The sequence below is a fragment of the Variovorax sp. AB1(2024) genome (assembly GCF_037482385.2).
Classification (GTDB): domain Bacteria; phylum Pseudomonadota; class Gammaproteobacteria; order Burkholderiales; family Burkholderiaceae_C; genus Variovorax.
Genome location: NZ_JBBHKP020000001.1, coordinates 5,272,000 through 5,296,403, shown reverse-complemented (window position 1 = coordinate 5,296,403; position 24,404 = coordinate 5,272,000). Strand labels below are relative to the sequence as shown.

General features: G+C 66.4%; 20 protein-coding genes. 18 read left to right on the top strand and 2 right to left on the bottom strand.

Annotation, left to right across the window (positions count from 1 at the left end; genetic code table 11):
• Window positions 1-59 precede the first annotated feature (59 nt).
• The 18 genes from flgG to WIX39_RS24675 all read left to right on the top strand — a co-directional run bounded on the left by flgG (window position 60) and on the right by WIX39_RS24675 (window position 23,332).
• Entirely contained in the window at window positions 60-842 is a 783-nt protein-coding gene (flgG, locus tag WIX39_RS24760; RefSeq protein WP_081265900.1) for a flagellar basal-body rod protein FlgG, read from the top strand.
• A complete protein-coding gene (locus WIX39_RS24755; RefSeq protein WP_081265899.1) occupies window positions 842-1,549 on the top strand; it encodes a flagellar basal body L-ring protein FlgH in 708 nt (235 codons plus the stop codon). The genes flgG and WIX39_RS24755 overlap by 1 nt, the downstream gene beginning before the upstream one ends.
• A 125-nt stretch (window positions 1,550-1,674) precedes the next feature.
• Window positions 1,675-2,760, top strand: coding sequence for a flagellar basal body P-ring protein FlgI (locus WIX39_RS24750; protein WP_409196366.1), 1,086 nt, complete (start codon window positions 1,675-1,677; stop codon window positions 2,758-2,760).
• 10 nt (window positions 2,761-2,770) lie between these two features.
• Window positions 2,771-3,787, top strand: coding sequence for a flagellar assembly peptidoglycan hydrolase FlgJ (flgJ, locus tag WIX39_RS24745; protein ID WP_285412771.1), 1,017 nt, complete (start codon window positions 2,771-2,773; stop codon window positions 3,785-3,787).
• Window positions 3,788-3,872: 85 nt separating this feature from the next.
• Window positions 3,873-4,388, top strand: a complete 516-nt coding sequence (locus WIX39_RS24740) for a chemotaxis protein CheW (RefSeq protein WP_409196096.1) — start codon at window positions 3,873-3,875, stop codon at window positions 4,386-4,388.
• Window positions 4,389-4,446: 58 nt separating this feature from the next.
• Window positions 4,447-6,012: a methyl-accepting chemotaxis protein gene (locus tag WIX39_RS24735; RefSeq protein ID WP_409196095.1), complete on the top strand. Its 1,566-nt coding sequence runs from the start codon at window positions 4,447-4,449 to the stop codon at window positions 6,010-6,012.
• A gap of 7 nt (window positions 6,013-6,019) precedes the next feature.
• Window positions 6,020-6,304: a hypothetical protein gene (locus WIX39_RS24730; RefSeq protein ID WP_409196094.1), complete on the top strand. Its 285-nt coding sequence runs from the start codon at window positions 6,020-6,022 to the stop codon at window positions 6,302-6,304.
• A 7-nt stretch (window positions 6,305-6,311) separates the two neighbouring features.
• A complete protein-coding gene (locus WIX39_RS24725; RefSeq protein WP_409196093.1) occupies window positions 6,312-8,045 on the top strand; it encodes a methyl-accepting chemotaxis protein in 1,734 nt (577 codons plus the stop codon).
• Window positions 8,046-8,149: 104 nt separating this feature from the next.
• Complete coding sequence (locus tag WIX39_RS24720; RefSeq protein ID WP_081265895.1) at window positions 8,150-9,715, top strand: methyl-accepting chemotaxis protein; 1,566 nt, start codon at window positions 8,150-8,152, stop codon at window positions 9,713-9,715.
• 16 nt (window positions 9,716-9,731) lie between these two features.
• Window positions 9,732-11,336 carry a methyl-accepting chemotaxis protein gene (locus WIX39_RS24715; RefSeq protein WP_409196092.1) on the top strand — a complete coding sequence of 535 codons (1,605 nt, stop codon included), beginning with the start codon at window positions 9,732-9,734 and terminating at the stop codon, window positions 11,334-11,336.
• A 20-nt stretch (window positions 11,337-11,356) separates the two neighbouring features.
• On the top strand, window positions 11,357-11,878 hold the full coding sequence (locus WIX39_RS24710) for a chemotaxis protein CheW (protein ID WP_106937117.1): 522 nt from the start codon (window positions 11,357-11,359) through the stop codon (window positions 11,876-11,878).
• A gap of 39 nt (window positions 11,879-11,917) precedes the next feature.
• A complete protein-coding gene (locus tag WIX39_RS24705; RefSeq protein ID WP_409196091.1) occupies window positions 11,918-13,510 on the top strand; it encodes a methyl-accepting chemotaxis protein in 1,593 nt (530 codons plus the stop codon).
• A 27-nt stretch (window positions 13,511-13,537) separates the two neighbouring features.
• Window positions 13,538-15,235: a methyl-accepting chemotaxis protein gene (locus WIX39_RS24700; RefSeq protein WP_409196090.1), complete on the top strand. Its 1,698-nt coding sequence runs from the start codon at window positions 13,538-13,540 to the stop codon at window positions 15,233-15,235.
• Between the two features lie 58 nt (window positions 15,236-15,293).
• Entirely contained in the window at window positions 15,294-17,024 is a 1,731-nt protein-coding gene (locus tag WIX39_RS24695; RefSeq protein WP_081266014.1) for a methyl-accepting chemotaxis protein, read from the top strand.
• A gap of 99 nt (window positions 17,025-17,123) precedes the next feature.
• The gene (locus WIX39_RS24690) at window positions 17,124-18,854 is read left to right on the top strand and encodes a methyl-accepting chemotaxis protein (RefSeq protein WP_409196089.1); all 1,731 of its coding nucleotides are present in this window, start codon (window positions 17,124-17,126) and stop codon (window positions 18,852-18,854) included.
• 107 nt (window positions 18,855-18,961) lie between these two features.
• Window positions 18,962-20,914 (top strand): flagellar hook-associated protein FlgK, encoded by a 1,953-nt coding sequence (gene flgK, locus WIX39_RS24685; protein ID WP_234382380.1) that lies wholly within the window; start codon window positions 18,962-18,964, stop codon window positions 20,912-20,914.
• Between the two features lie 35 nt (window positions 20,915-20,949).
• Window positions 20,950-22,161, top strand: a complete 1,212-nt coding sequence (gene flgL / locus WIX39_RS24680) for a flagellar hook-associated protein FlgL (RefSeq protein WP_106937121.1) — start codon at window positions 20,950-20,952, stop codon at window positions 22,159-22,161.
• A 46-nt stretch (window positions 22,162-22,207) separates the two neighbouring features.
• Entirely contained in the window at window positions 22,208-23,332 is a 1,125-nt protein-coding gene (locus WIX39_RS24675) for a 3-deoxy-7-phosphoheptulonate synthase (RefSeq protein WP_285415179.1), read from the top strand.
• Window positions 23,333-23,339: 7 nt separating this feature from the next.
• Here the strand turns inward: WIX39_RS24675 and fliR are convergent, their stop codons facing one another.
• Together fliR and fliQ are read right to left on the bottom strand one after the other, a co-directional pair.
• Window positions 23,340-24,125, bottom strand: a complete 786-nt coding sequence (gene fliR / locus WIX39_RS24670) for a flagellar biosynthetic protein FliR (protein WP_199851993.1) — start codon at window positions 24,123-24,125, stop codon at window positions 23,340-23,342.
• Window positions 24,126-24,133: 8 nt separating this feature from the next.
• Complete coding sequence (gene fliQ, locus WIX39_RS24665) at window positions 24,134-24,403, bottom strand: flagellar biosynthesis protein FliQ (protein ID WP_081265887.1); 270 nt, start codon at window positions 24,401-24,403, stop codon at window positions 24,134-24,136.
• Window position 24,404 lies beyond the last annotated feature (1 nt).

The following is a 24,404-nucleotide window of genomic DNA, read 5'->3' as shown; positions in this document are numbered from 1 at the left end:
AGGCACCGCATTCCGGCCATCACGCGCCCCGCACGCAACACACGCAGGATTTTCAAGAAATGATTCGTTCCCTCTACATCGCCAAGACCGGCCTCGATGCGCAGCAGACGCAGCTCGACGTCGTGTCGAACAACCTGGCCAACGTCGGCACCACCGGCTTCAAGCGCAGCCGCGCCGTGTTCGAAGACCTGGTCTACCAGAACCTGCGCCAGAGCGGCGCCCAGTCGTCCGACCAGACCCGCCTGCCTTCGGGCCTGCAGGTCGGCACCGGCGTGCACGTGGTCGCCACCGAGCGTATCCACTCGCAGGGCAACCTCACCAAGACCGACAAGCCGACCGACGTGGCCATCAGCGGCGGCGGCTTCTTCCAGGTGCTGATGCCCGACGGCACCACCTCGTACACGCGCGACGGCTCGTTCCAGAAAGACCGCGACGGCCAGCTCGTGACCGCCAGCGGCTTCCCGGTGCAGCCCGCCATCACCATCCCGGCCAACGCCACCAGCATTACGGTGGGCCGCGACGGCATCGTGTCGGTGGTGCAGGCAGGCAGCACGAACACCGTGCAGATCGGCCAGCTGCAGCTCGCGACCTTCGTCAATCCGACGGGCCTGGAAAGCCGTGGCGAGAACCTGTATGCCGAAACCGACGCCTCGGGCGCGCCCAACCAGGTGAACCCCGGCGTCGACGGCGCGGGCACGCTGAGCCAGGGCTACGTGGAGGCTTCGAACGTGAACGTGGTGGAAGAGCTGGTCAACATGATCGCCACCCAGCGTTCGTACGAAATCAACAGCAAGGCGGTCCAGACTTCGGACCAGATGCTGCAGCGCCTGGCCCAGCTGTGATGCAGGGTGCGCGTCTTCTTCGTCGGGGCGGCGCCGCCAGGGTGCTGCCGGCGATGCTCGTCGCCGCGCTGGCCGCGGGCTGCGCGCAATTGCCGCGCGAGCCGCTGGTGCACCAGCCGATGACGGCGCGCGCCGAGAGCTATGCGCAGCTGCAGCCGCGGCGCTCACCCGGCGCGATCTTCCAGGACGGTCCGGGCGCCAACGCGCTGTTCGAGGACCGGCGCCCGCGCAACATCGGCGACATCCTGACCATCGTGATCAACGAGAAGGTCAATGCCACCAAGAACTCGGGCGCGAACGCCAGCCGCGCGGGCAGCACCACGAGCGTGTTCGCGGCGATTCCGAAACTCATCGGCGGCCTGCTCGACGGGCAGGACACCAAGCTCAGCGGCACCAACTCGCTCACCGCCAAGGGCGGCGCCAACGCCAACAACACTTTCAGCGGCGTGATCACGGTCACGGTGGTGGACGTGATGGGCAACGGCAACCTGCTGGTGAGCGGCGAGAAGCAGATGGGCATCAACCAGGGCACGGAGTTCATCCGCTTCTCTGGCGTGGTGAATCCGCGCACCGTGTCGGGCAACAACACCGTGCCTTCGACGCTGGTGGCCGACGCGCGCATCGAGTACTCGGCCAAGGGCTACATCGACGAGGCCCAGACCATGGGTTGGATGCAGCGCATCTTCCTCAACGTCATGCCATTTTGACTATGAAAAACCCCCAGGCTTCGCGCACTTCGTGTCGCTTCTCCTTCCCCCTTGCAGGGGGCGATGCCTGCGGCCCGGCAAAGCCGGTTCCGCGGCATCTCACGAACTTTACGGCTCGCTGGCGCATCGCGGCGGCTGCGTTGTTTGCTTCGCTGCTTTTTGCGCCCGCGCATGCGGAGCGGCTCAAGGAGCTGGCGAGCATCCAGGGGGTGCGGGACAACCCGTTGATCGGCTATGGGCTCATGGTGGGCCTGGACGGTACGGGCGACCAGACGATGCAGACGCCGTTCACCACGCAGAGCCTGAACAACATGCTGCAGCAGCTGGGCATCACGATTCCGCAGGGCGTGAACATGCAGCTGAAGAACGTGGCGGCGGTCATGGTGACGGCCACGCTGCCTTCGTTCGCGCGGCCGGGGCAGAACATCGACGTGACGGTGTCGTCCATGGGCAATGCGAAGAGCCTGCGCGGCGGCACGCTGCTGATGACGCCGCTGAAGGGCGTCGACGGCGCGACCTATGCGGTGGCGCAGGGCAACATGGTGGTCGGCGGCGCGGGCGCGTCGGCCAATGGCAGCAAGGTGCAGGTCAACCAGCTGAGCTCGGGCCGCATTCCGGGCGGCGCGCTGGTCGAGCGCACGGTCGAGGCGCCGGTGGGCGGCGAAGGCACGTTCACGCTCGAACTCAACCGCTCCGACTTCGGCACCACGCAGCGCGCGGTCGATGCCATCAACCGGCAGTTCGGCGCGGGCTCGGCCGAGGCGATCGACGCGCGCGTCATTCGCGTGCGGGCGCCCGAGCCGCAGCAGCGCGTGGGTTTCCTCGCGAAGCTCGAAGACCTCGAAGTGACGCCGACGCAGGCCGGCGCGCGCGTGGTGGTCAATGCGCGCACTGGCTCGGTGGTCATGAACCAGGCAGTGCGGGTGAAGGACTGCGCCATCGCGCACGGCAACCTGTCGGTGGTCATCAACACCGAGCCCGTCATCAGCCAGCCGGGTGCGCTCTCGGGCGGCACCACAGTGGCGGCGCAGACGTCGCAGATTTCGGTGAACCAGGGCGGCGGCGCCATGCAGATGGTGCGCGGCGGTGCCTCGCTGTCGGACGTGGTCAAGGGGCTCAATGCGCTGGGCGCGAATCCGCAGGACCTGGTGTCGATCCTGCAGGCCATGAAATCGGCCGGCGCGCTGAGCGCCGAGCTGGAAATCATCTGAGGCCGCACGCATGACCGTCTCGAACATGAGCGCCGGCGCGGGCGCATGGAACACCTCCGACGTGGCCAGCCGCGCCGGCGCGCTCGACCAGCGCTTTGCGCTGGACGTGCAGGGCGTCGATGCGCTGCGCCGCACCGTGCGCGCGTCGCCGGAAGAAGGCCTGCAGCAGGTCTCGCGCCAGTTCGAGGCCATGTTCATGAACATGGTGCTCAAGAGCATGCGCGAAGCCACCCCTTCCAGCGGCATGCTCGACAGCCAGAGCCAGAAGGTCTACCAGTCGATGTTCGACCAGCAGCTCGCGCAGAACCTCTCGGGGCGCGGCGTGGGGCTGGCCGAGGCCATGCTCGAGCAACTGCGCCGCACCTTGCCGTCGGGCCCGCCCGATGCGGAGGCGGACGCCGAGATCGGCATCCGGCCGATGCTGCTCGAGCCGCGCGCCAGCGGCCTGCCGTTGTCTCCGCGCGCGGGCATTCCCATCGGCTCCGCACCCACCGGGCGTGTCTCCACGGCGGCCGACCTGGGCGTGTACCAGTACAGCGGCGAGCGCCGTGCGCCGGCAGCGAATGCTTCGCTGCAGGGCCAGGTCGACGAGTTCGTGGGCCGCATGGGCGCTTCCGCGCAGGTGGCCAGCACGGCCAGCGGCGTTCCCGCGCCGCTGATCCTGGCGCAGGCCGCGCTGGAGTCGGGCTGGGGCAAGCGCGAGATCCGCGCGGACGACGGCACGCAGAGCTTCAACCTCTTCGGCATCAAGGCCGACCGCAGCTGGAAAGGCCCGACGGTCGAGACCACCACCACCGAATACGTCGACGGCGAGCCGCAGAAGGTGCGCGCCAAGTTCCGCGCCTACGCCTCGTACGACGAAGCCTTCACCGACTACGCGCGCTTCATCACGCGCAACCCGCGCTACGCGAACGTGCTGGCCACCGACGACCCGCACGAAGCGGCGCACGGCCTGCAGCGCGCGGGCTACGCCACCGATCCGAAGTACGGCGAGAAGCTGGTTCGCATCATGCAGAAATTCGGCTGAGCCCCGCGCGGCGCAGCCTTGCCCGGTATCGGCGGCCGCAGGCGCGGCAAGCCTTTCCCCAACACTGGAATACACAGGAATTCCCATGGAAGAGATCGCAAGCATCCAGCAACGGCAACAGCAGCAGCCCGGCGCTTCCACAGGCGCGGGCCGCCTGGAGGTGGTGACGTTCAAGCTGGGCGAAGAGGAATACGGGATCGACATCCAGAAGGTGCAGGAGCTGCGCGGCTACGACGCGGTGACGCGCATCGCGAACGCGCCGGAGTACATCAAGGGGGTGGTGAACCTGCGCGGGATCATCGTCCCGATCATCGACATGCGCATCAAGTTCAAGCTGGGCGACCCGACGTACGACCAGTTCACGGTGGTGATCGTGCTGAACATCGGCGGTCGCGTGGTGGGGATGGTGGTGGACAGCGTGTCGGACGTGATCACGCTGTCGGCCGAGCAGATCAAGCCGGCGCCGGAGATGGGTTCGGTGCTGGACGCGGACTACCTGATCGGGCTGGGCACGCTGGAAGAGCGGATGCTGATCCTGGTGGACATCGACCGGCTCATGTCGAGCCAGGAAATGGGCCTCATCGAGAAGATGGCGGCCTGAGCTTTCTCCGGGCACCGCATAAAGAAGACACCAGAGGGTCCGACAGGAGACAAGCCACATGAAGAATTGGAATACGAGCCGGCGCCTGGGCGCCGGATTCGCGGTCGTGCTCGCGCTGGTGGTGCTGATCGCCGGCCTGGGCGTGCTGCGCCTGCAGGCCGTGGGCGAGGCCACGAAGGAACTGGCCCGGCAGTCGCTGGTGAAGGAACGCCTGGCCTCGGCCTGGCAACTGGGCACCACCTCCAACGGCGTGCGCACCATCTCGCTGCTCAAGAGCACCGACGCCACGGTGCAGGACTACCTGAAAAAAGGCATTGCCGTCACCAGCGCCGGAATTTCCGAGACACAGAAGAAGCTCGAGGACATGCTGGTGTCCCCCGCGGAGCTGGCGCTGAGCGCCGACATCAAGAAAAAGCGCGGCGACTACGTCGAGCTGCGCAACAAGCTGCTCAAGCTGAAGGCGGACGGCCAGCCGGAAGAGGCCGCGAAGCTCACCGACACGCAACTGCTGCCCGTGCTCGAAACCTACGATGCCAGCATCCGCGCGATGGCCGCGCTGCAGCAGCAGCAGATCGACAGCACGGCCAGCGACATCGAAGCCCGGTACCAGTCGGGCCGCGTCTATCTCGTCGTGCTGGCGGCGCTTGCCCTGGCGCTGGGTTCGGTCATTGCATGGCTGCTGACGCGCGGCATCGTGCAGCCGATCGGCGAGGCGCTGCTCATCGCCGAGACCGTGGCGTCCGGCGACCTGAGCCAGGAATTCGAGACCGATCGCGGCGGCGACTTCGGCCGGCTGTTGCGCGGCATGGGCGACATGGAAGATACGCTGACCGACCTGGTGACGCGCATCAAGGCGTCGACCGACGCGATTGCGGTGGCGTCCCGGCAGATCGCGGCGGGCAACGAAGACCTGTCGTCGCGCACCGAACAGCAGGCCAGCTCGCTGGAGCAGACGGCTGCCTCGATGGAACAGCTCACGAGCACGGTGAAGCAGAACGCGGACAACGCGCGCCAGGCGAACCAGCTGGCGGTTTCGGCCTCCGAGGTGGCGGTGAAGGGTGGCAGCGTGGTGTCGCAGGTGGTCGACACCATGGGCTCGATCAATGCTTCGTCAAAGAAGATCGTCGACATCATCGGCGTGATCGACGGCATCGCGTTTCAGACCAACATCCTCGCCTTGAACGCGGCGGTGGAAGCCGCACGCGCCGGCGAGCAGGGCAAGGGCTTTGCCGTGGTGGCTTCCGAAGTGCGCAACCTCGCGCAGCGCTCGGCATCGGCGGCCAAGGAAATCAAGACCCTCATCGGCGACTCCGTGGAGAAAGTCGAGGAAGGCAGCAAGCAAGTCAGCGAAGCCGGCCGCACGATGGAAGAGATCGTCGGCAGCGTGCGCCGAGTGACCGACATCATGGGCGAGATCACGGCAGCGAGCCAGGAGCAGACCTCGGGCATCGAGCAGATCAACCAGGCCATCACGCAGATGGACCAGGTGACGCAGCAGAACGCCGCGCTGGTCGAGCAGGCCTCGGCCGCCGCCCAGTCGCTGCAGGAACAGGCCGACAACCTTGTCAGGGCTGTCAGCACCTTCAAGATCGACGCCGACGAGGCCGTTGCCGTGGCGGTTTGACGAGGTGTTGTCCCGTGCCCGCCTTTCTCCGAAGTTCGCCCTGCGCCTGGGCGCCGGCATTGCCGTGTTCTTCCTGCTGCTTGCGGCGGCGCTCGGCGTCGGTTTCCAGGCTGGCGCCGGCCTGGCGTGGGCCCGCAGCGCGATGCTGGCGATGGGCGCCGCATCGCTGCTTGCCGGAATTGTCATTGCGTGGTTCATCGCGCGCTCCTTCCACCGTTCCCGCCACAACGCGCTGAAGACCGCCGAAAGGCTGGACCGGGTTCTTCAAAACGTCAACGCAAGAGATTCCTGAAACACCCATGCGCTCATTTCTCAATCTACGGATCGGCACCCGCCTGGGTGCCGGCTTTGCCGCCGTTCTTCTGATGCTGGCCGGGGCCATCGGCCTCGGGCTACAGGCCATGGGCGACGTGCAGTCGCGGCTCGAAGGCATCGTCGAGGGCAACAACGTCAGGATGGCCGCGGTCAACACGATGTCGGACGCCGTCCGCGAGATCGCCATCCTCGACGGCAACCTGATCCTGCTGACCGAAGAAGCCGCCATGCGCGAGGAGTCGAAGAAGATCGCCAGCGCCCGCGAACGCTACACGGAAGCCCACAAGACCTTGGAGAAGACGCTGACCGGGCCGGAAGGCAAGGCCCTGCTGGCCAGGGCCGACGAGAAGGCTGCGCTGCTCCTGCCGCTGAATTCGCAGTTGTCCGAGCTGGCGCTGCAGAACAAGAACGAGGAAGCGACGCAGGTCTTCATCACGAAGTTCCAGCCGGCCGTGCGGGGCGTGCTGGCCGAACTCGACGCCATGGACGCCAGCGAAAACAGGCAGGCCCGGGCCGCCAACCGGGAAGCCGCCGAAGGCTATGCATGGTCGCGCAACCTGATGCTCGCGCTGGGCGGCTTCGCCATACTGTTCGGCGCGGCCATCGCATGGTTCACCACGCGATCGATCACGCGTCCGATCGGCGAGGCCGTGCAGGTGGCCGAGAAGGTGGCCGCGGGCGACATCACGTCGCGCATCGAAGTGCACTCGAAAGACGAGACCGGCCGGCTGATGGCTGCGCTGAAGGCGATGAACGAAAGCCTGGTTCGCATCGTGCGCGACGTGCGCATGGGAACGGACACGATCGCCACCGCGTCCAGCCAGATCGCTTCCGGCAACCAGGACCTGTCGTCGCGCACGGAGCAGCAGGCCAGCTCGCTGGAGCAGACCGCTGCCTCGATGGAACAGCTCACGAGCACGGTGAAGCAGAACGCGGACAACGCGCGGCAGGCGAACCAGCTGGCGGTTTCGGCTTCCGAAGTGGCGGTCAAGGGCGGAAGCGTCGTGTCGCAGGTGGTCGGAACGATGGGCTCCATCGACGCATCTTCCAAGAAGATCGTGGACATCATCGGCGTGATCGACGGCATCGCGTTCCAGACCAACATCCTGGCGCTGAATGCGGCTGTGGAAGCCGCCCGTGCAGGTGAGCAGGGCCGAGGCTTTGCGGTGGTGGCATCGGAAGTGCGCAGCCTCGCACAGCGCTCGGCAGCAGCAGCCAAGGAAATCAAGACGCTGATCGGCGATTCCGTGGAGAAGGTCGAGGAAGGCAGCAAGCAGGTCGCCGAGGCGGGCCGCACGATGGAAGAAATCGTCGGCAGCGTCAAGCGCGTGACGGACATCATGGGCGAGATCACCGCAGCGAGCCAGGAACAGACCTCCGGCATCGAACAGATCAACCAGGCCATCACGCAGATGGACCAGGTCACGCAGCAGAACGCGGCGCTGGTCGAAGAGGCTTCGGCCGCCGCCCAGTCGCTGCAGGAGCAGGCCGGCAGCCTCGTGCAGACCGTGAGCATCTTCAAGATCGATGCCAATGCCGTTGCCACCGTGCGCCCCGGCTTCACCCGCATCACCCCCATCCCCCGGCCCGCAAAACCCACGCGGCCGTTGGCGAAGCAGCCTGCCAAGGCGCTGCCCGCACGCCGTGCGCCGGCCGCCGCTCCGGCGCCGCAGTTGGCGATGGCCGGCGACCCCAAAGGCGATTGGACCGAGTTTTGACACGAAAGGACTCAAGTCTGGCGATCCGATGCCGATAACAGGATGACGGCGTTGCCGCTTTGCGTGCAACAGCCGCCGTCTCCCGTTATTGAAAGAAGAGAGCGATGAGTTTGAAGGATCTGAAAATCGGCACGCGCCTGGGGCTCGGCTTCGCGGTGATGCTGCTGCTGATGGCTTTCATTGCCGGCACCGGCGTGCTGCGGCTGACCAATGTGGGCCATGCCACCGACGAGATGGTGGAGAAGGCGCTGGTGAAGGAGCGCCTGGCCAACGAATGGCTGAGCAACCTCAGGTCGAACACGGTGGCCAACTTCGCGATGGTCAAGACCACCGATCCCGCCATTGCCGCCTATTTCTCCAAGCTGCAGGCGGCCGGCTCGGCACGCATCAGCCCGGCGCAGAAGAAGCTCGAATCGATGCTGGACACGCCGGAGGAGAAGGCGCTGTATGCCAAGGTGTCGGCCTCGCGCGCCGTGGTGCTCGAGACGGTGGGCGTGCTCAACAAGCTCAAGGACAGCGGCCAGCTCGCCGAAGCGAACACGCTGGTCGACACCAAGTTCAGCGAAGCGCTGGGCGTGTACGGCGGCGCCGTCGAGGCACTGGCCCAGCATCAGCGCGAGAAGATCGATGCCGCCGCCAAGCGCATCGGTGACGACTACATGGCGGGCCGTACCACGCTGATCGTGCTGGCGTCCATCGCCGTCGTGCTCGGCGCGCTGTTCGCCTGGCGCCTGAGCGTGGGCATCGTGCGCCCGCTGGGCCACGCGCTGGAAGTGGCCGAGACCGTGGCGGCCGGCGACCTGAGCGCCGACATCCGCGTGGAAAGCCGCGACGAGGCGGGCCAGTTGATGCAGGCGCTCAAGAACATGAACGAGAGCCTGGCCAAGGTGGTGGGCGAGGTGCGCACCGGCACCGACACGATCGCCACGGCGTCCAGCCAGATCGCTTCGGGCAACCAGGACCTGTCGTCGCGCACCGAACAGCAGGCCAGTTCGCTGGAGCAGACGGCTGCTTCCATGGAGGAGCTGACTTCTACCGTGAAGCAGAACGCGGACAACGCACGTCAGGCAAACCAGCTGGCCGTATCGGCTTCGGAAGTCGCTGTGAAGGGCGGCAGCGTCGTGTCGCAGGTGGTCGACACCATGGGCTCGATCAATGCGTCGTCCAAGAAGATCGTCGACATCATCGGCGTGATCGACGGCATCGCATTCCAGACCAACATCCTGGCGCTGAATGCGGCGGTGGAAGCGGCCCGTGCAGGCGAGCAGGGCCGAGGCTTTGCGGTGGTGGCATCGGAAGTGCGCAGCCTCGCACAGCGCTCGGCAGCGGCAGCCAAGGAGATCAAGACGCTGATCGGCGATTCCGTGGAGAAGGTCGAGGAAGGCAGCAAGCAGGTCGCCGAGGCGGGCCGCACGATGGAAGAAATCGTCGGCAGCGTGAAGCGTGTGACGGACATCATGGGCGAGATCACCGCAGCGAGCCAGGAGCAGACCTCAGGCATCGAGCAGATCAACCAGGCCATCACGCAGATGGACCAGGTCACACAACAGAACGCCGCGCTGGTCGAAGAGGCTTCGGCCGCCGCCCAGTCGCTGCAGGAGCAGGCAGGCAGCCTGTCGCAAGTCGTCGGCGTGTTCCAGCTCGGCCGCAATCAACTGGCCCTGGCCTGAGAGCGAGGCCTGGATCATGCGTGTCAATCTACCAGTCACCGGCATCGAATACGAACTCCCGAAGGACGCCGCCCTGGTGTCCCGCACCGACCTCAAGGGTCGCATCACCTACGTCAACCCGGCCTTCGTCGAGGCCAGCGGCTTTACCGTGGACGAGCTCATGGGCAAGGCGCACAACATCGTGCGCCATCCCGACGTGCCGCCCGAAGCCTTTGCCGACCTGTGGCAGACGCTGGGGCAGGGCCTGCCCTGGACCGGCCTCATCAAGAACCGGCGCAGCAATGGCGACTTCTACTGGGTGCTCGCCAATGTCACGCCGATCCGGCGCGACGGCCGCGTGCAGGGCTACATGTCGGTGCGCAGCCGGCCCGACCGCGCCGACGTGGCCGAGGCCGATGCGCTCTACCGCCGCCTGCGCGAAGGCGGCGCCGAGGGCATCACGCTGCAGCAGGGGCAGGTGGTACAGCGCGGCTGGATGAACCCGCTGGCGCAGCTGCGGCGCATACCGGTGCGCCAGCGCGTGTTCGGCGTGACCACGGCGGCCGCGCTGCTGTCGCTCGGTTCGGGCATCGCGGGCTGGATGGAAGCGGGCCGGCTGGTCGCTTCCGCTGGTGCGCACAGCTGGCTGCCCGGCGCGGCGATGGCCGGCGGCGTGGGCTTTGCGCTCGCATGGCTGGGGCTCGGGCAGTTCCTGGGCCGCACCGTTTTCCGTCCGCTCGACGAGGCCCTGCATGTGGCGCGGGCCATTGCCGGCGGCGATCTTGCCAAGTTCGAGATCCGTCGCGGCGACGAGATCACGGGGCTGCTGCGCGCGCTGAACCAGATGAGCGCGAACCTGTTCGCGATCGTTGCGGACGTCGGCACCAATGTGGCGGGCGTGATGTCGGCCTCGAGCCAGATCGCCTCGGGCAACCAGGACCTGTCGTCGCGCACCGAGCAGCAGGCCAGTTCGCTGGAGCAGACGGCGGCCTCGATGGAAGAGCTCACGAGCACCGTGAAGCAGAACGCGGACAACGCGCGCCAGGCGAACCAGCTGGCCGTGTCGGCTTCGGAAGTCGCGGTGAAGGGCGGCAGCGTGGTGTCGCAGGTGGTCGACACCATGGGCTCGATCAATGCGTCGTCCCGCAAGATCGTGGACATCATCGGCGTGATCGACGGCATCGCGTTCCAGACCAACATCCTCGCGTTGAATGCGGCGGTGGAAGCCGCTCGCGCAGGCGAGCAGGGCCGCGGCTTCGCGGTCGTCGCCTCCGAGGTGCGCAGCCTCGCGCAGCGCTCTGCGGCAGCAGCCAAGGAAATCAAGACGCTGATCGGTGACTCCGTCGAGAAGGTCGAAGCCGGCAGCAAGCAGGTCGCGGAAGCGGGCCGCACGATGGAGGAGATCGTGGGCAGCGTGCGCCGCGTCACCGACATCATGGGCGAGATCACCACCGCGAGCCAGGAGCAGACCTCCGGCATCGAGCAGATCAACCAGGCCATCGCGCAGATGGACCAGGTCACGCAACAGAACGCCGCACTGGTCGAGGAGGCTTCGGCCACGGCGCAGTCGCTGCAGGAGCAGGCCGACGGCCTGGTCAGGGCCGTGCGCGTGTTCAGGGCCGAAGTGGCCGAGACCCATTAATTTCAAACCGGAGAGAACAGATGCTGACCAAGGCAAAAGACCCCTTGCAACAAGCCGCCTCGGCGCCGTCGCCTTCCACGGGCGGCAGCCGCCTGGAGGTGGTGACGTTCAAGCTGGGCGAAGAGGAATACGGGATCGACATCCAGAAGGTGCAGGAGCTGCGCGGCTACGACGCGGTGACGCGGATCGCGAACGCGCCGGAGTACATCAAGGGGGTGGTGAACCTGCGCGGGATCATCGTCCCGATCATCGACATGCGCATCAAGTTCAAGCTGGGCGACCCGACGTACGACCAGTTCACGGTGGTGATCGTGCTGAACATCGGCGGGCGCGTGGTGGGGATGGTGGTGGACAGCGTGTCGGATGTGATCACGCTGTCGGCGGAGCAGATCAAGCCGGCGCCGGAGATGGGTTCGGTGCTGGACGCGGACTACCTGATCGGGCTGGGCACGCTGGAAGAGCGGATGCTGATCCTGGTGGACATCGACCGGCTCATGTCGAGCCAGGAAATGGGCCTCATCGAAGCCGCGGCCACCGCCTGATCTCTTGCCGCCCCGCCTTCTCCATCCAACGCCCGCACCATGAACTTCTTCTCGAACCTGCGCATCGGCACGCGGCTTGCCGCGGCCTTTGCCGTTGTCCTCGGACTGGTGGTGCTCTCCACCGCCTTCGCGCTTTTCTCCGCGCACAGCAACGCGGAAGCCACGCGGGTGATGATGGAAAGCCCGCTGGCGAAGGAACGGCTGATTGCCGACTGGTATGTGCTGACCTACTCGGCCATCGCACGCACGTCGATGATCGCGCGCACCACCGACGAGAGCTTGCCCGTCGTCTTCGCCGACGTCATTTCCGACAGCGTGAAGAAGGGGTCGCAGACCATCGCCAAGGTCGAGAAGCTGCTGGTGACGGACGAGGAGAAGGCCACCTTCAAGTCGATCATCGAGCTGCGCGCCAAGTACCAGGCGGCCAAGGAGGAAGTGGGCAAGGCCAAGGCGGGCGGCGACACGGTGGAAACCGCACGCGTCTTCAAGGAGAGCTTCCAGCCCGCGGCCAAAGCATATGAAAACCGGGTGCTCGAGCTGTTGGCGATCGAGCGCAAGGCGATCGACGACATGAGCGCCAGGATCGACGCGGCGAATACGCGCGCCTTCGACATGAACCTGTTGCTGGCGGTGGCAACGGTGTTGATCGGGGCGGTCTTCGCATTCCTGATCTCGCGCAGTATCGTGCGGCCCCTGGCGCGCGCCGTCGAGGTGGCTGAGACCGTGGCGGCCGGCGACCTGAGCGTCGACATCCGCGTGGAAAGCCGCGACGAGACGGGCCAACTGATGCAGGCGCTGAAGAACATGAACGAGAGCCTGGCGAAGGTGGTGGGCGAAGTGCGTACCGGCACGGAGACGATCGCGACGGCTTCGGGGCAGATCGCCTCGGGCAACCAGGACCTGTCTTCGCGCACGGAACAGCAGGCCAGCTCGCTGGAGCAGACGGCGGCCTCGATGGAAGAGCTGACTTCGACCGTCAAGCAGAACGCGGACAACGCGCGGCAAGCCAACCAGCTGGCCGTGTCGGCTTCGGAAGTCGCGGTGAAGGGCGGCAGCGTCGTCTCGCAGGTGGTCGACACCATGGGCTCGATCAATGCGTCGTCCAAGAAGATCGTCGACATCATCGGCGTGATCGACGGCATCGCATTCCAGACCAACATCCTGGCGCTGAACGCGGCCGTGGAAGCCGCTCGCGCTGGCGAGCAGGGCCGTGGCTTCGCGGTCGTCGCCTCCGAAGTCCGCAGCCTCGCACAACGTTCTGCAGCGGCAGCCAAGGAAATCAAGACGCTGATCGGCGACTCGGTGGAGAAGGTCGAAGAGGGCAGCAAGCAGGTGGAAGAAGCCGGCCGCACCATGGACGAGATCGTCGGCAGCGTGAAGCGCGTGACGGACATCATGGGCGAGATCACTGCGGCGAGCCAGGAGCAGACCTCCGGCATCGAGCAGATCAACCAGGCCATCACGCAGATGGACCAGGTCACACAACAGAACGCGGCGCTGGTCGAAGAGGCTTCGGCGGCAGCTCAATCGCTGCAGGAGCAGGCAAGCAGCCTGTCGCAGGTGGTCGGCGTGTTCCGCCTGGAAGGCAGCCGCGCTGCCGTCCCGGCGCATCGGCTGGCACTCACTGCATAAGCAGCAGCACAAATCGGAGAAAAAGACATGCAGTGGTTCCAGAATCTTCGCGTCACCGTCCGGCTGATCCTCAGCTTTCTCGTGGTCGCCGCCATCGGCGCGGCGGTGAGCGCGCTCGGCATCTTCCACATGGGGCGCATCAGCGCCTCGACCGAAGAGCTCTACGCCAACGAGCTTCGCGCACTGCAGGCCGTGCAGGAAGCCAACATCCACCTGCTGTACGCCAGCCGCGCCCAGATGACGCTGCTGTCGGCCGGCACGCGCGGCGAGCGCAACGCGGGTGCGAACGAGCTCAAGGCTTCCATGGAAAGCCTCTCGTCGCGCGCCGCCGAGGTCAAGTCGTTCTTCGGCGAGACCGAGGAAGGCACGAAGCTCTTCAGCCAGTTCGAAGGCCTGGTCGGTCCGCTGGGCAAGCACATGAACGACTTCGTGGCGCTGGTGAACAAGCAGCCGCTGGACAGCTCGCAGTTCGACAACCAGGTGACCGAGGACAGCGCGCGCCTGCTGAAGGAATCGCGCGGCCTGGAAGAAGTGCTCAAGGGCATGGTCGCGCACAGCAAGGACCTGGCGCGCGCGCGTGCGGAGCATGCCGACGACACCTACAAGACCTCGCGGCTGATGATGCTGGTGCTGGCACTGGCCGGCATCGTGGTCAGCGTGGGGCTGGGCGTGGTGGTGGCGCGCCTGATCGGCCGGCAACTCGGCGGCGAGCCGCAGTACGCCGCCGACGTGGTCGGCCGCATCGCCGACGGCGACCTGTCGCTGGCAGTGGAGGCCGACGCCGCCCGTGACGGCAGCCTGCTGCATTCCATCAAGCAGATGCAGGTGCAGCTGACCTCGATCGTCGGCAAGATCAAGGATTCGAGCGAAACCATTGCCAGGGCTTCGGGGCAGATCGCCTCGGGGAATCAGGATCTCTCGTCGCGCACCGAGGAACAGGCGAGCTCGCTGGAGCAGACGGCTGCTTCCATGGAGGAGCTGACTTCTACCGTCAAGCAGAACGCGGACAACGCACGCCAAGCCAACCAACTGGCCGTATCGGCTTCGGAAGTCGCGGTGAAGGGCGGCAGTGTCGTGTCGCAGGTGGTCAACACCATGGGCTCGATCAATGCGTCGTCCAAGAAGATCGTCGACATCATTGGCGTGATCGACGGCATCGCCTTCCAGACCAACATCCTGGCGCTGAATGCGGCTGTGGAAGCGGCCCGTGCGGGTGAGCAGGGCCGCGGCTTTGCGGTGGTGGCATCGGAAGTGCGCAGCCTCGCTCAGCGCTCGGCAGCAGCAGCCAAGGAGATCAAGACGCTGATCGGCGACTCCGTGGAGAAGGTCGAGGAAGGCAGCAAGCAGGTCGCCGAGGCGGGCCGCACGATGGAAGAGATCGTCGGCAGCGTGCGCCGCGTGACCGACATCATGGGCGAGATCACCGCAGCGAGCCAGGAGCAGACCTCCGGCATCGAGCAGATCAACCAGGCCATCACGCAGATGGACCAGGTGACGCAGCAGAACGCCGCGCTGGTCGAAGAGGCCTCGGCCGCCGCCCAGTCGCTGCAGCAAGAGGCGGGCAGCCTGGTGCAGGCCGTCAGCATCTTCAAGCTGGAAGCCGGCCACCAGGCCGAATCCGGCGCGCGCGCCCAGGCATTGCCGGCCGCGCAGGACGACAAATCATCGTTGCCCGCCGTGCCGCAGCTCGCTGTGGCGGGCGCTGGCGACTGGCGCGAGTTCTGAGAGGAACGCGCCCGACGCGACAACCCACGAATCGGCTCCAGAGCCACAAGGAAAAATCATTAAAACTTTCTACAACTTCAAGATAGCCACCAAGCTGCTTGTGTCTTTCATCGCCGTCCTCGCGTTGACGGTCTGTGTCGGTGTCATCGCGGTGATGCAGCTGGGCAAGGTCCATGACATGTCGACCGAGATGTCGACCACCTGGATGCCTGCCACGCGCTCGCTGCTCGAAATGAAGAACCTGGTGTCGCGCTACCGCACCCAGGAGATGCAACACATCCTTTCGGGTTCCTACGACGAGATGGCCGCGTACGAAAAGGCGATGGACGAGACGTGGGCCAACCTGCAGAAGAACCGCACCACCTACGAGAGCCTCATCACCGAGCCGGAAGAACGCGAGATCTACCCGGAACTCCAGAAGCTGCTGAACCAGTACGCGGTCGAGCACAACAAGATCGTCGCGATCTCCCACACGCAGGAGAACGAGCAGGCGAACGCGCTGATCCGCGGCAAGTCGCTGCAGTTGACCCGCGAGATCAACACGATGCTCGACAAGCTGACCGAGATCAACGTGGCCGGTGCGACCCGCGCCGGCCAGACTGCCGACGGCGTCTATTCGCAGGCGCGCCTCTGGGTGCTCGGCCTGCTGCTGGGCAGTGTGGCGCTGGGCCTGGTGCTCGCGCTGTGGATCGCACGCATCGTCTCGCGGCCCCTGTCGGAGGCGGTGAAGGTGGCGCAGTCGGTGGCTGCCGGTGACCTGACCAGCCGCATCGAGGCGCGCACGACCGACGAGACCGGCCAGTTGCTCGAAGCGCTGAAGGGCATGAACGACAGCCTCTCGAAGATCGTCGGCGAAGTGCGCATGGGAACGGACACGATCGCCACGGCGTCCAGCCAGATCGCCTCGGGCAACCAGGACTTGTCTTCGCGTACCGAGGAACAGGCGAGCTCGCTGGAGCAGACGGCTGCCTCTATGGAGGAGCTGACTTCGACCGTGAAGCAGAACGCCGACAACGCGCGCCAGGCGAACCAGCTGGCGGTGTCGGCTTCGGAAGTCGCGGTGAAGGGCGGCAGCGTCGTCTCTCAAGTAGTCGACACGATGGGCTCGATCAATGCGTCGTCCAAGAAGATCGTCGACATCATCGGCGTGATCGACGGCATCGCGTTCCAGACCAACATCCTGGCGCTCAATGCGGCTGTCGAAGCCGCCCGCGCAGGGGAACAAGGCCGAGGCTTCGCGGTGGTGGCATCGGAAGTCCGCAGCCTCGCGCAGCGCTCGGCCGCAGCAGCCAAGGAAATCAAGACCCTCATCGGCGACTCGGTGGAGAAAGTCGAAGAGGGCAGCAAGCAGGTGGAAGAAGCCGGCCGCACCATGGACGAGATCGTCGGCAGCGTCAAGCGCGTGACGGACATCATGGGCGAGATCACCGCAGCGAGCCAGGAGCAGACCTCCGGCATCGAGCAGATCAACCAGGCCATCACGCAGATGGACCAGGTCACACAACAGAACGCTGCGCTGGTCGAAGAGGCTTCGGCCGCCGCCCAATCGCTGCAGGAGCAGGCCGGCAGCCTCGTGCAGTCCGTCAGCATCTTCAAGCTCGATGCCAATGCCCTGGCCACGCGCACCAGCTTCACGCGCCTGACGCCGATCCCCAGGCCCGCCGCCGCGGCCAAGCCGGCACCGAAGGGTCCGGCCAAGGCGCTCCCCTCGCGCCGCGAGCCGGGTGGCCGCCCCGCACCGCAGCTGGCCATGGCCGGCGACGCCAAGGGCGACTGGACGGAATTTTGATCTTCGGGTGTTCAACCTTCCCAAATACGTGCCGATAAAGAACCCATGGCGCCGCATCCCGCGGCGGGTTTGCTCCAGTTCCGAGAAAGAAGAAGCCAAATGAATTTGAAGAATCTGAAAATCGGCACCCGCCTGGGCTTCGGCTTCTCGGTGGTGCTGCTGCTGATGGCTGCCATCGCGGCCACGGGCATGCTGCGCCTGGCCAAGGTGGGCAAGGCCACGGAAGATCTGATGCAGAACGCGCTGGTCAAGGAGCGCCTGGCCAGCCAGTGGTCCAACCTGCTCGGACCGGCGATCGCGAACTCGTTCGCGATGGTCAAGGCGACGGATCCCAAGGCGGTCGCCTTCTTCGAGAAGGCGCGGGTCGACAAATCGGTGCTGATCAATCCGGTGCAGAAGAAGCTCGAGGAACTGCTGACCTCCCCGGAAGAGAAGAAGCTGTATGCCGAGGCGGCCGCTGCGCGCGGGGTCGCTGTGGTGACCATCGCCCAGATCAACAAGCTGAAGACCGAGGGCAAAGACGAGGAGGCCATGCAGATGGCCGACAACCAATGGGCGCCTTCGCTCGTCGTCTACGAAAATATCGTCGCCAGGCTCGCGGCATACCAGCGTGACCGCATCGACGAGCTGGCCAAGGGCATCGAGGCCGACCATTCGACCGGCGAGACCGCGCTGCTGGCGCTGTCGGTCATCGGCCTGCTGCTGGGTGCGCTGCTGGCGTGGCGCCTGACGCTGGGCATCGTGCGACCCCTGGGGCAGGCCCTGCAGGTGGCCGAGACCGTGGCGGCCGGCGACCTGAGCACGAACATCAAGGTGGAAAGCCGCGATGAGGCGGGCCAGCTGATGCAGGCGCTCAAGAACATGAACGAGAGCCTGGCGAAGGTGGTGGGCGAAGTGCGTACCGGCACGGAGACGATCGCGACGGCTTCGGGGCAGATCGCCTCGGGCAACCAGGACCTGTCGTCGCGTACGGAGGAACAGGCGAGCTCGCTGGAACAGACGGCTGCTTCGATGGAGGAGCTGACTTCGACCGTCAAGCAGAACGCCGACAACGCACGTCAGGCCAACCAGCTGGCCGTATCGGCTTCCGAAGTTGCTGTGAAGGGCGGCAGCGTCGTCTCGCAGGTGGTCGACACCATGGGCTCGATCAATGCGTCGTCCAAGAAGATCGTCGACATCATCGGCGTGATCGACGGCATCGCATTCCAGACCAACATCCTGGCGCTGAACGCGGCGGTGGAAGCCGCTCGCGCTGGCGAGCAGGGTCGTGGCTTCGCGGTAGTCGCCTCCGAAGTCCGCAGCCTCGCACAACGTTCTGCAGCGGCAGCCAAGGAAATCAAGACCCTCATCGGCGACTCGGTGGAGAAGGTCGAAGAGGGCAGCAAGCAGGTGGAAGAAGCCGGCCGCACCATGGACGAGATCGTCGGCAGCGTCAAGCGCGTGACGGACATCATGGGCGAGATCACCGCCGCGAGCCAGGAGCAGACCTCCGGCATCGAGCAGATCAACCAGGCCATCACGCAGATGGACCAGGTCACACAACAGAACGCTGCGCTGGTCGAAGAGGCCTCGGCCGCCGCCCAGTCGCTGCAGGAGCAGGCCGGCAGCCTCGTGCAGACCGTCAGCATCTTCAAGCTCGACGGCAATGCCGTTGCCACCGCGCGCCCCGGTTTCACCCGCATCACCCCCATTGCCAAGCCGGCCAAACCGGCGCCTGCCGCGGCCAAGCGTCCGGCCAAGGCGCTGCCGACGCGCCGCGAGCCGGGCGGCGGCCCGGCGCCGCAACTGGCCATGGCCGGCGACGCCAAGGGCGACTGGACCGAGTTCTGACTCCGGCCCTCAAGTTTTGTCCGGCGCTGCCGATAGATACAAAGAAGGCGCCTTCGCGGCGCCAAACACACTCTCCAATTGACAGGTAAAGCCTTATGTCCGGAAGCATGTTCTACACAGGTCTGAGCGGCCTCGGCGTTGCCCGCACCGCGCTGATGACCACGGCCCACAACACCGCCAACGTCTACACGGCCGGCTACAGCCGCCAGGTGGCGGAGATCGCCACGGGCAGCGCCATTTCCAGCGGCTCGGGCTACATCGGCACGGGCGCCAACGTCACGACCGTCTCGCGCAGCTACGACCGCTACCTGACCGCGCAGCTTGCCAGCGCGCAGTCGAACTCGGTCGCGCTGGCCACCAACGGCACGCAGATCAACCGCATCGACACCCTGCTGGCCGACAAGACCTCGGGCATCTCGGCGCTGATGCAGAACTTCTTCACCAGCATCCAGGGCGTGGCCAACACCCCGGCCGACCCCGCCGCGCGCCAGCAGATGATCAGTTCCGCGCAGGCGCTGGCCAGCAAGTTCCGCTCGACCGACCAGTACCTGTCGGACCTGAACTCGTCGGTGAATGAGCAGATCGACGGCAGCGTCGACCAGATCAACACCTACGCCAGCAAGATCGCCGGCCTGAACCAGCAGATCAGCCAGGCCACGGCCATGGCCAGCGGCCAGCCGCCGAACGACCTGCTCGACCAGCGCGACCTGCTGGTGAGCCAGCTGAGCCAGGTGGTCGACGTCAAGGTGCTGCAGCAGGACAACGGCAAGTACAACGTGTTCATCGCCACCGGCCAGTCGCTGGTGGTGGGGGACTACGCCTCCCAGATGGTCTCGGTCAACTCGGCCGCCGACCCCACCCGCAAGGCGGTGGCGCTCAAGGGCTTCGGCGGCAACACCGCCGAACTCGACGACGGCACCTTCAAGGGCGGCGTGCTTGGCGGCCTCATGACCTTCCGCAGCGAAACCCTCATTCCCACGCAAAATTCCATCGGCCGGCTCGCCATGTCGGTGGCCGATGCGGTCAATGCACAGCACAAGCTGGGCGTCGACCTGAACGGCGCGCTGGGCCAGAATTTCTTCAACCAGGCGGTGCCGGGCGTGATGTCCAACGCAAAGAACACAGGCAACCTCGAAATCGGCGCGTCGCTGACCGATGCCTCGAAGCTCACGACCAGCGACTACGACGTCAGCGTCACCAACGTGTCGGGCACGCTCACCTACACGGTCACTCGGCTGTCGGACAAGACGTCGATGGGCAGCTTCACCGCCTTCCCGATCAACTTCGACGGCGTGAGCCTCACCGCCGCCAGCGGCACCGCGCAGGCCGGCGACTCGTTCCTGGTGCAGCCGACCCGCACCGGCGCGCGCGACCTCGACGTGGCGGTGCGCGACCCCGCCAAGGTGGCGGCCGCGTCGCCGCTCGTCACCGGCAACACCGCGGGCAACAAGGGCAGCGCCGCGCTGGGCACCGCGACCGTCGACGCCTCCTACCCCGGCACGCCGCTGGCAGGCACGGTCACGCTGAGCTTCGACGCCGCCACGGGCAACCTGACGGGCTTCCCCGCGACCTCGGCCGTTTCGGTGACGCTGCCCAACGGCACCACCACCAACTACCCGGCCGGCACGCCCGTGCCCTACAGCGCCGGCGCGAAGATGAGCTTCGACGGCGTCACCGTCAGCATGACCGGCGCGCCTGCGCAGGGCGACACCTTCACCATCAAGAACAACACCTCGGGCGTGTCCGACGGCAGCAATGCGCTGCTGCTGGGCGCACTGCAGCGCAAGGCCGTGATGGCCAACGGCACGTCGACCTTCAACGGCGCCTACTCGCAGCTGGTCAGCGAAGTCGGCAACCGGGCCATGGCCGTGAAGGTGGCGGCGGCCACGCAAGACAGCGTGACCGGCCAGATCAAGGCCAGCCAGCAAGCCGTCTCGGGCGTCAACCAGGACGAGGAAACCGCCAACCTGCTGATGTTCCAGCAGATGTACCAGGCCAACGCGAAGGTGATCCAGACCGCCTCGACCATGTTCGACGCGATCCTCGGCATCCGCAGCTGAGCCGTTTCACCGAAGCACAGAATCCAGGAGCCGCGATGCGCATCAGCACCTCATCCTTCTACGAGCAGAACGTCAGCGCCATGGGCCTGCAGCAGCAGAAGCTGTTCAAGGTCCAGCAGCAGCTGGCGACCAATTCCAAGTTCCTGTCCGCCGGCGACGACCCGGTCGGCGCGGCGCGCTCCCTGGGCGTCAGCCAGACGCTGTCGGAAAACGCGCAGTACGCCACCAGCCGCCAGCGCGCGAGCCTGGCGCTGTCGACCGAAGAGAACGCGCTGAACTCGGTGACTTCGATCCTGCAGAACATCAAGACGCTGACGGTGAACGCCGGCAACGGCACGCTCACCGATGCCGACCGCGCCTCGCTCGCCACCACCATCCAGAGCGCCTACGACCAGCTGGTGGGCGTGGCCAACACCGACGACGGCAACGGCCAGTACCTGTTTGCCGGCTTCAAGAGCGGCAGCCCGCCGTTCGTGGCGGCCGCCGGCGGCGGCGTGCAGTACGTGGGCGACCAGGGCCAGCGGCTGATGCAGGTCGACGTGTCGCGCCAGATGTCCACGGGCGACGACGGCCGCAGCATCTTCCAGTCGGTGCAGGGCGGCGCGGGCTACGTGGCTTCGAGCGCGGCCAGCAACACCGGCAGCGCCGTGTTCGGCTCCATCAGCATCGCCGACGCCACGGCAACGAACTACGGCAAGGACTTCACCATCACCTTCAACGGTGGCAACTACACCGTGATGACCAAGGACGTGCCGCCCGTGGTGGCCGGCGCCGGTGCGTACACGGCGGGCTCGCCCGTCAACTTCGGCGGGGTGCAGGTCAAGTTCACCGGCAAGCCGGCGGATGGCGACAGCTTCGACGTGTCGACCGCGCAGAACGCCGGCACCGACGTGTTCGCGGCCATCGGCCAGCTGGTGACCGCGCTGCGCACGCCGCTGGCCGGCGGCGGCGAGGCCGCCCAGGCGCAACTGCAGAACGCGCTGGCCACGGCCAACCGCAAGGTGACGAATGCGCACGACAACGTGCTGACGGTGCTGTCCTCGGTCGGCTCGCGGCAGACGGAACTCGATGCGCTGGACAGCGGCGGTGCCTCGCGCAAGCTGCAGGAAGAGTCTTACCTGTCTTCCATCGAAGACCTGGACCCGTACAGCGCGATCGCCGAGTTCTACCAGCGCCAGTCTTCGCTGCAGGCAACGCAGATGACCTTCGCCAAGCTGAACAGCATTTCGCTATTCAACTACCTGTGAGCGGCGGGGGGACAATCGGGGGAGTTCCATTCGACACCCCACGACCATGCCCCGCCTAGACGACCCCCTCCACGACGCAGAAATCGGCTCCCGCGACAGCACGCTGGACACCACCCGCATCGACGACGTACGCATCGGCGCCGTCCGTCCGCTCATGACCCCCGCGCTGCTGCAGGAACGCGTGCCGGTGCGCGACAACACCCTGGCGCTGGTCGAAGGCAGCCGCGCGGCCATTGCCGACGTGCTGCACGGCCGCGACGACCGGCTGGTGGTGGTGGTCGGCCCCTGCTCCATCCACGACCACGACCAGGCCATCGAATACGCACAGCGCCTGAAGAAGCTCGCCGATTCGCTGCAGGACGACCTGCTGATCGTGATGCGCGCCTACTTCGAGAAGCCGCGCACCACCGTCGGCTGGAAGGGCTACATCAACGACCCGCACCTGGACGGCAGCTTCGCCATCAACGAGGGTCTGGAGCGCGCGCGGCGCCTGCTGCTCGAGCTGACCACGCTCGGCCTGCCGACCGGCACCGAATTCCTCGACCTGCTGAGCCCGCAGTTCATTGCCGACCTGATTGCCTGGGGTGCCATCGGCGCGCGCACCACCGAGAGCCAGAGCCACCGGCAGCTTGCTTCCGGCCTGAGCTGCCCGGTCGGCTTCAAGAACGGCACCGACGGCAGCGTGAAGGTCGCGGCCGATGCCATCCTCGCGGCCCGCGCGCCGCATGCCTTCATGGGCATGACCAAGATGGGCATGGCCGCCATCTTCGAGACGCGCGGCAACGACGATTGCCACGTCATCCTGCGCGGCGGCAAGGCGCCCAACTACTCGGCGGCGGACGTCGCGGCCAGCTGCGAGGCGCTGCTGGCGAACGGCCTGCGGCCCCAGGTCATGGTCGACGTTTCGCACGGCAACAGCAGCAAGCAGCACCAGCGGCAGATCGTCGTCGCCGAAGACGTGGCCGCGCAGATCGCGGCCGGCGAGCGGCGCATCACCGGCATCATGATCGAGAGCCATCTCGAGGAAGGCCGGCAGGACCTGTCGCCGGGCGTGCCGCTGAAGCACGGCGTCTCGATCACCGATGCCTGCATCGGCTTCGCGCAGACGGTGCCGGTGCTCGAGGGGCTGGCGACGGCGGTCAAGGCGCGGCGCCGCTCGGCCAAGGGCTAGGCTAGAGCTAGGGCCGCAGTCCCTGCGTGAACCGCAGCATGTTCGCGATCCCCTGCGCGAACCGCGGTTCCAGGAACGCCGCCAGGTTCGGCATCAGCAGTTGCAGCATGAAGATGCCCGCCAGCAGCGTGAGCGGGAAGCCCACCGCGAAGATGCTGAACTGCGGCGACGCGCGGTTCAGGATGCCCATGGCCAGGTTCAGCGTGAGCAGCGCGGTGATGAGCGGCAGCGACAGCAGCAGCCCGCTGGCGAAGATCTCTCCCGCTGCCAGCACCAGGAACATCCATCCTCCCGCCACCAGCGGCCCGTCCGAGATGGGCAGCGTGGCGAAGCTGTCGGCCAGAGCGTTCACGATCAGCAGGTGCCCGTCGAGCGCAAGGAAGATCAGCGTCGCCAGCATGTTCAGCAGCCTCGACACCACCATGGTGCTGCCGCGGCTCATGGGGTCGTAGAAGGACGCGAACGACAGGCCCATCTGCAGGCCGATGTATTCGCCCGCCGCCAGCACGGCGGTGAACACCATCCGCATCGCGAAGCCCATGGCCACGCCGATCAGCACCTGCTGCACGATGATCCACAGCCCGCCGGCGGACACCACGGGCACCGCCGGAAACGGCCCGATGAGCGGCGAGATCACCAGCGTGAGCATGGCGGCGATGCCCACCTTGACCTGCCTCGGCACCCAGGACTCCGCGAAGATGGGTGCGGTGCTCACCAGCGCGAGCATGCGCACGAAGGGCCACAGGAAGGCCACCACCCAGCCCTCGAGCTGGCCCGAAGTGACGGAGAAGATCGAAGGCGTCACGCCAGCATCTGCGGGATGCCGGCGAACAGCGCGCGCATGTAGTCGAGCATGCGGTCGAGCATCCACGGCCCGGCGATGACCAGCGTCGCGAACACGGCGAGCAGCTTGGGAATGAAGGAGAGGGTGGCCTCGTTGATCTGCGTGGCCGCCTGGAAGATGCTGACGATCAGGCCGATGACGAGCGCCACCAGCAGCAGCGGGGCGCCCAGCAGCAGCGAGATTTCCATGGCCCGATGGCCCATGGTCATGACTGATTCGGGTGTCATG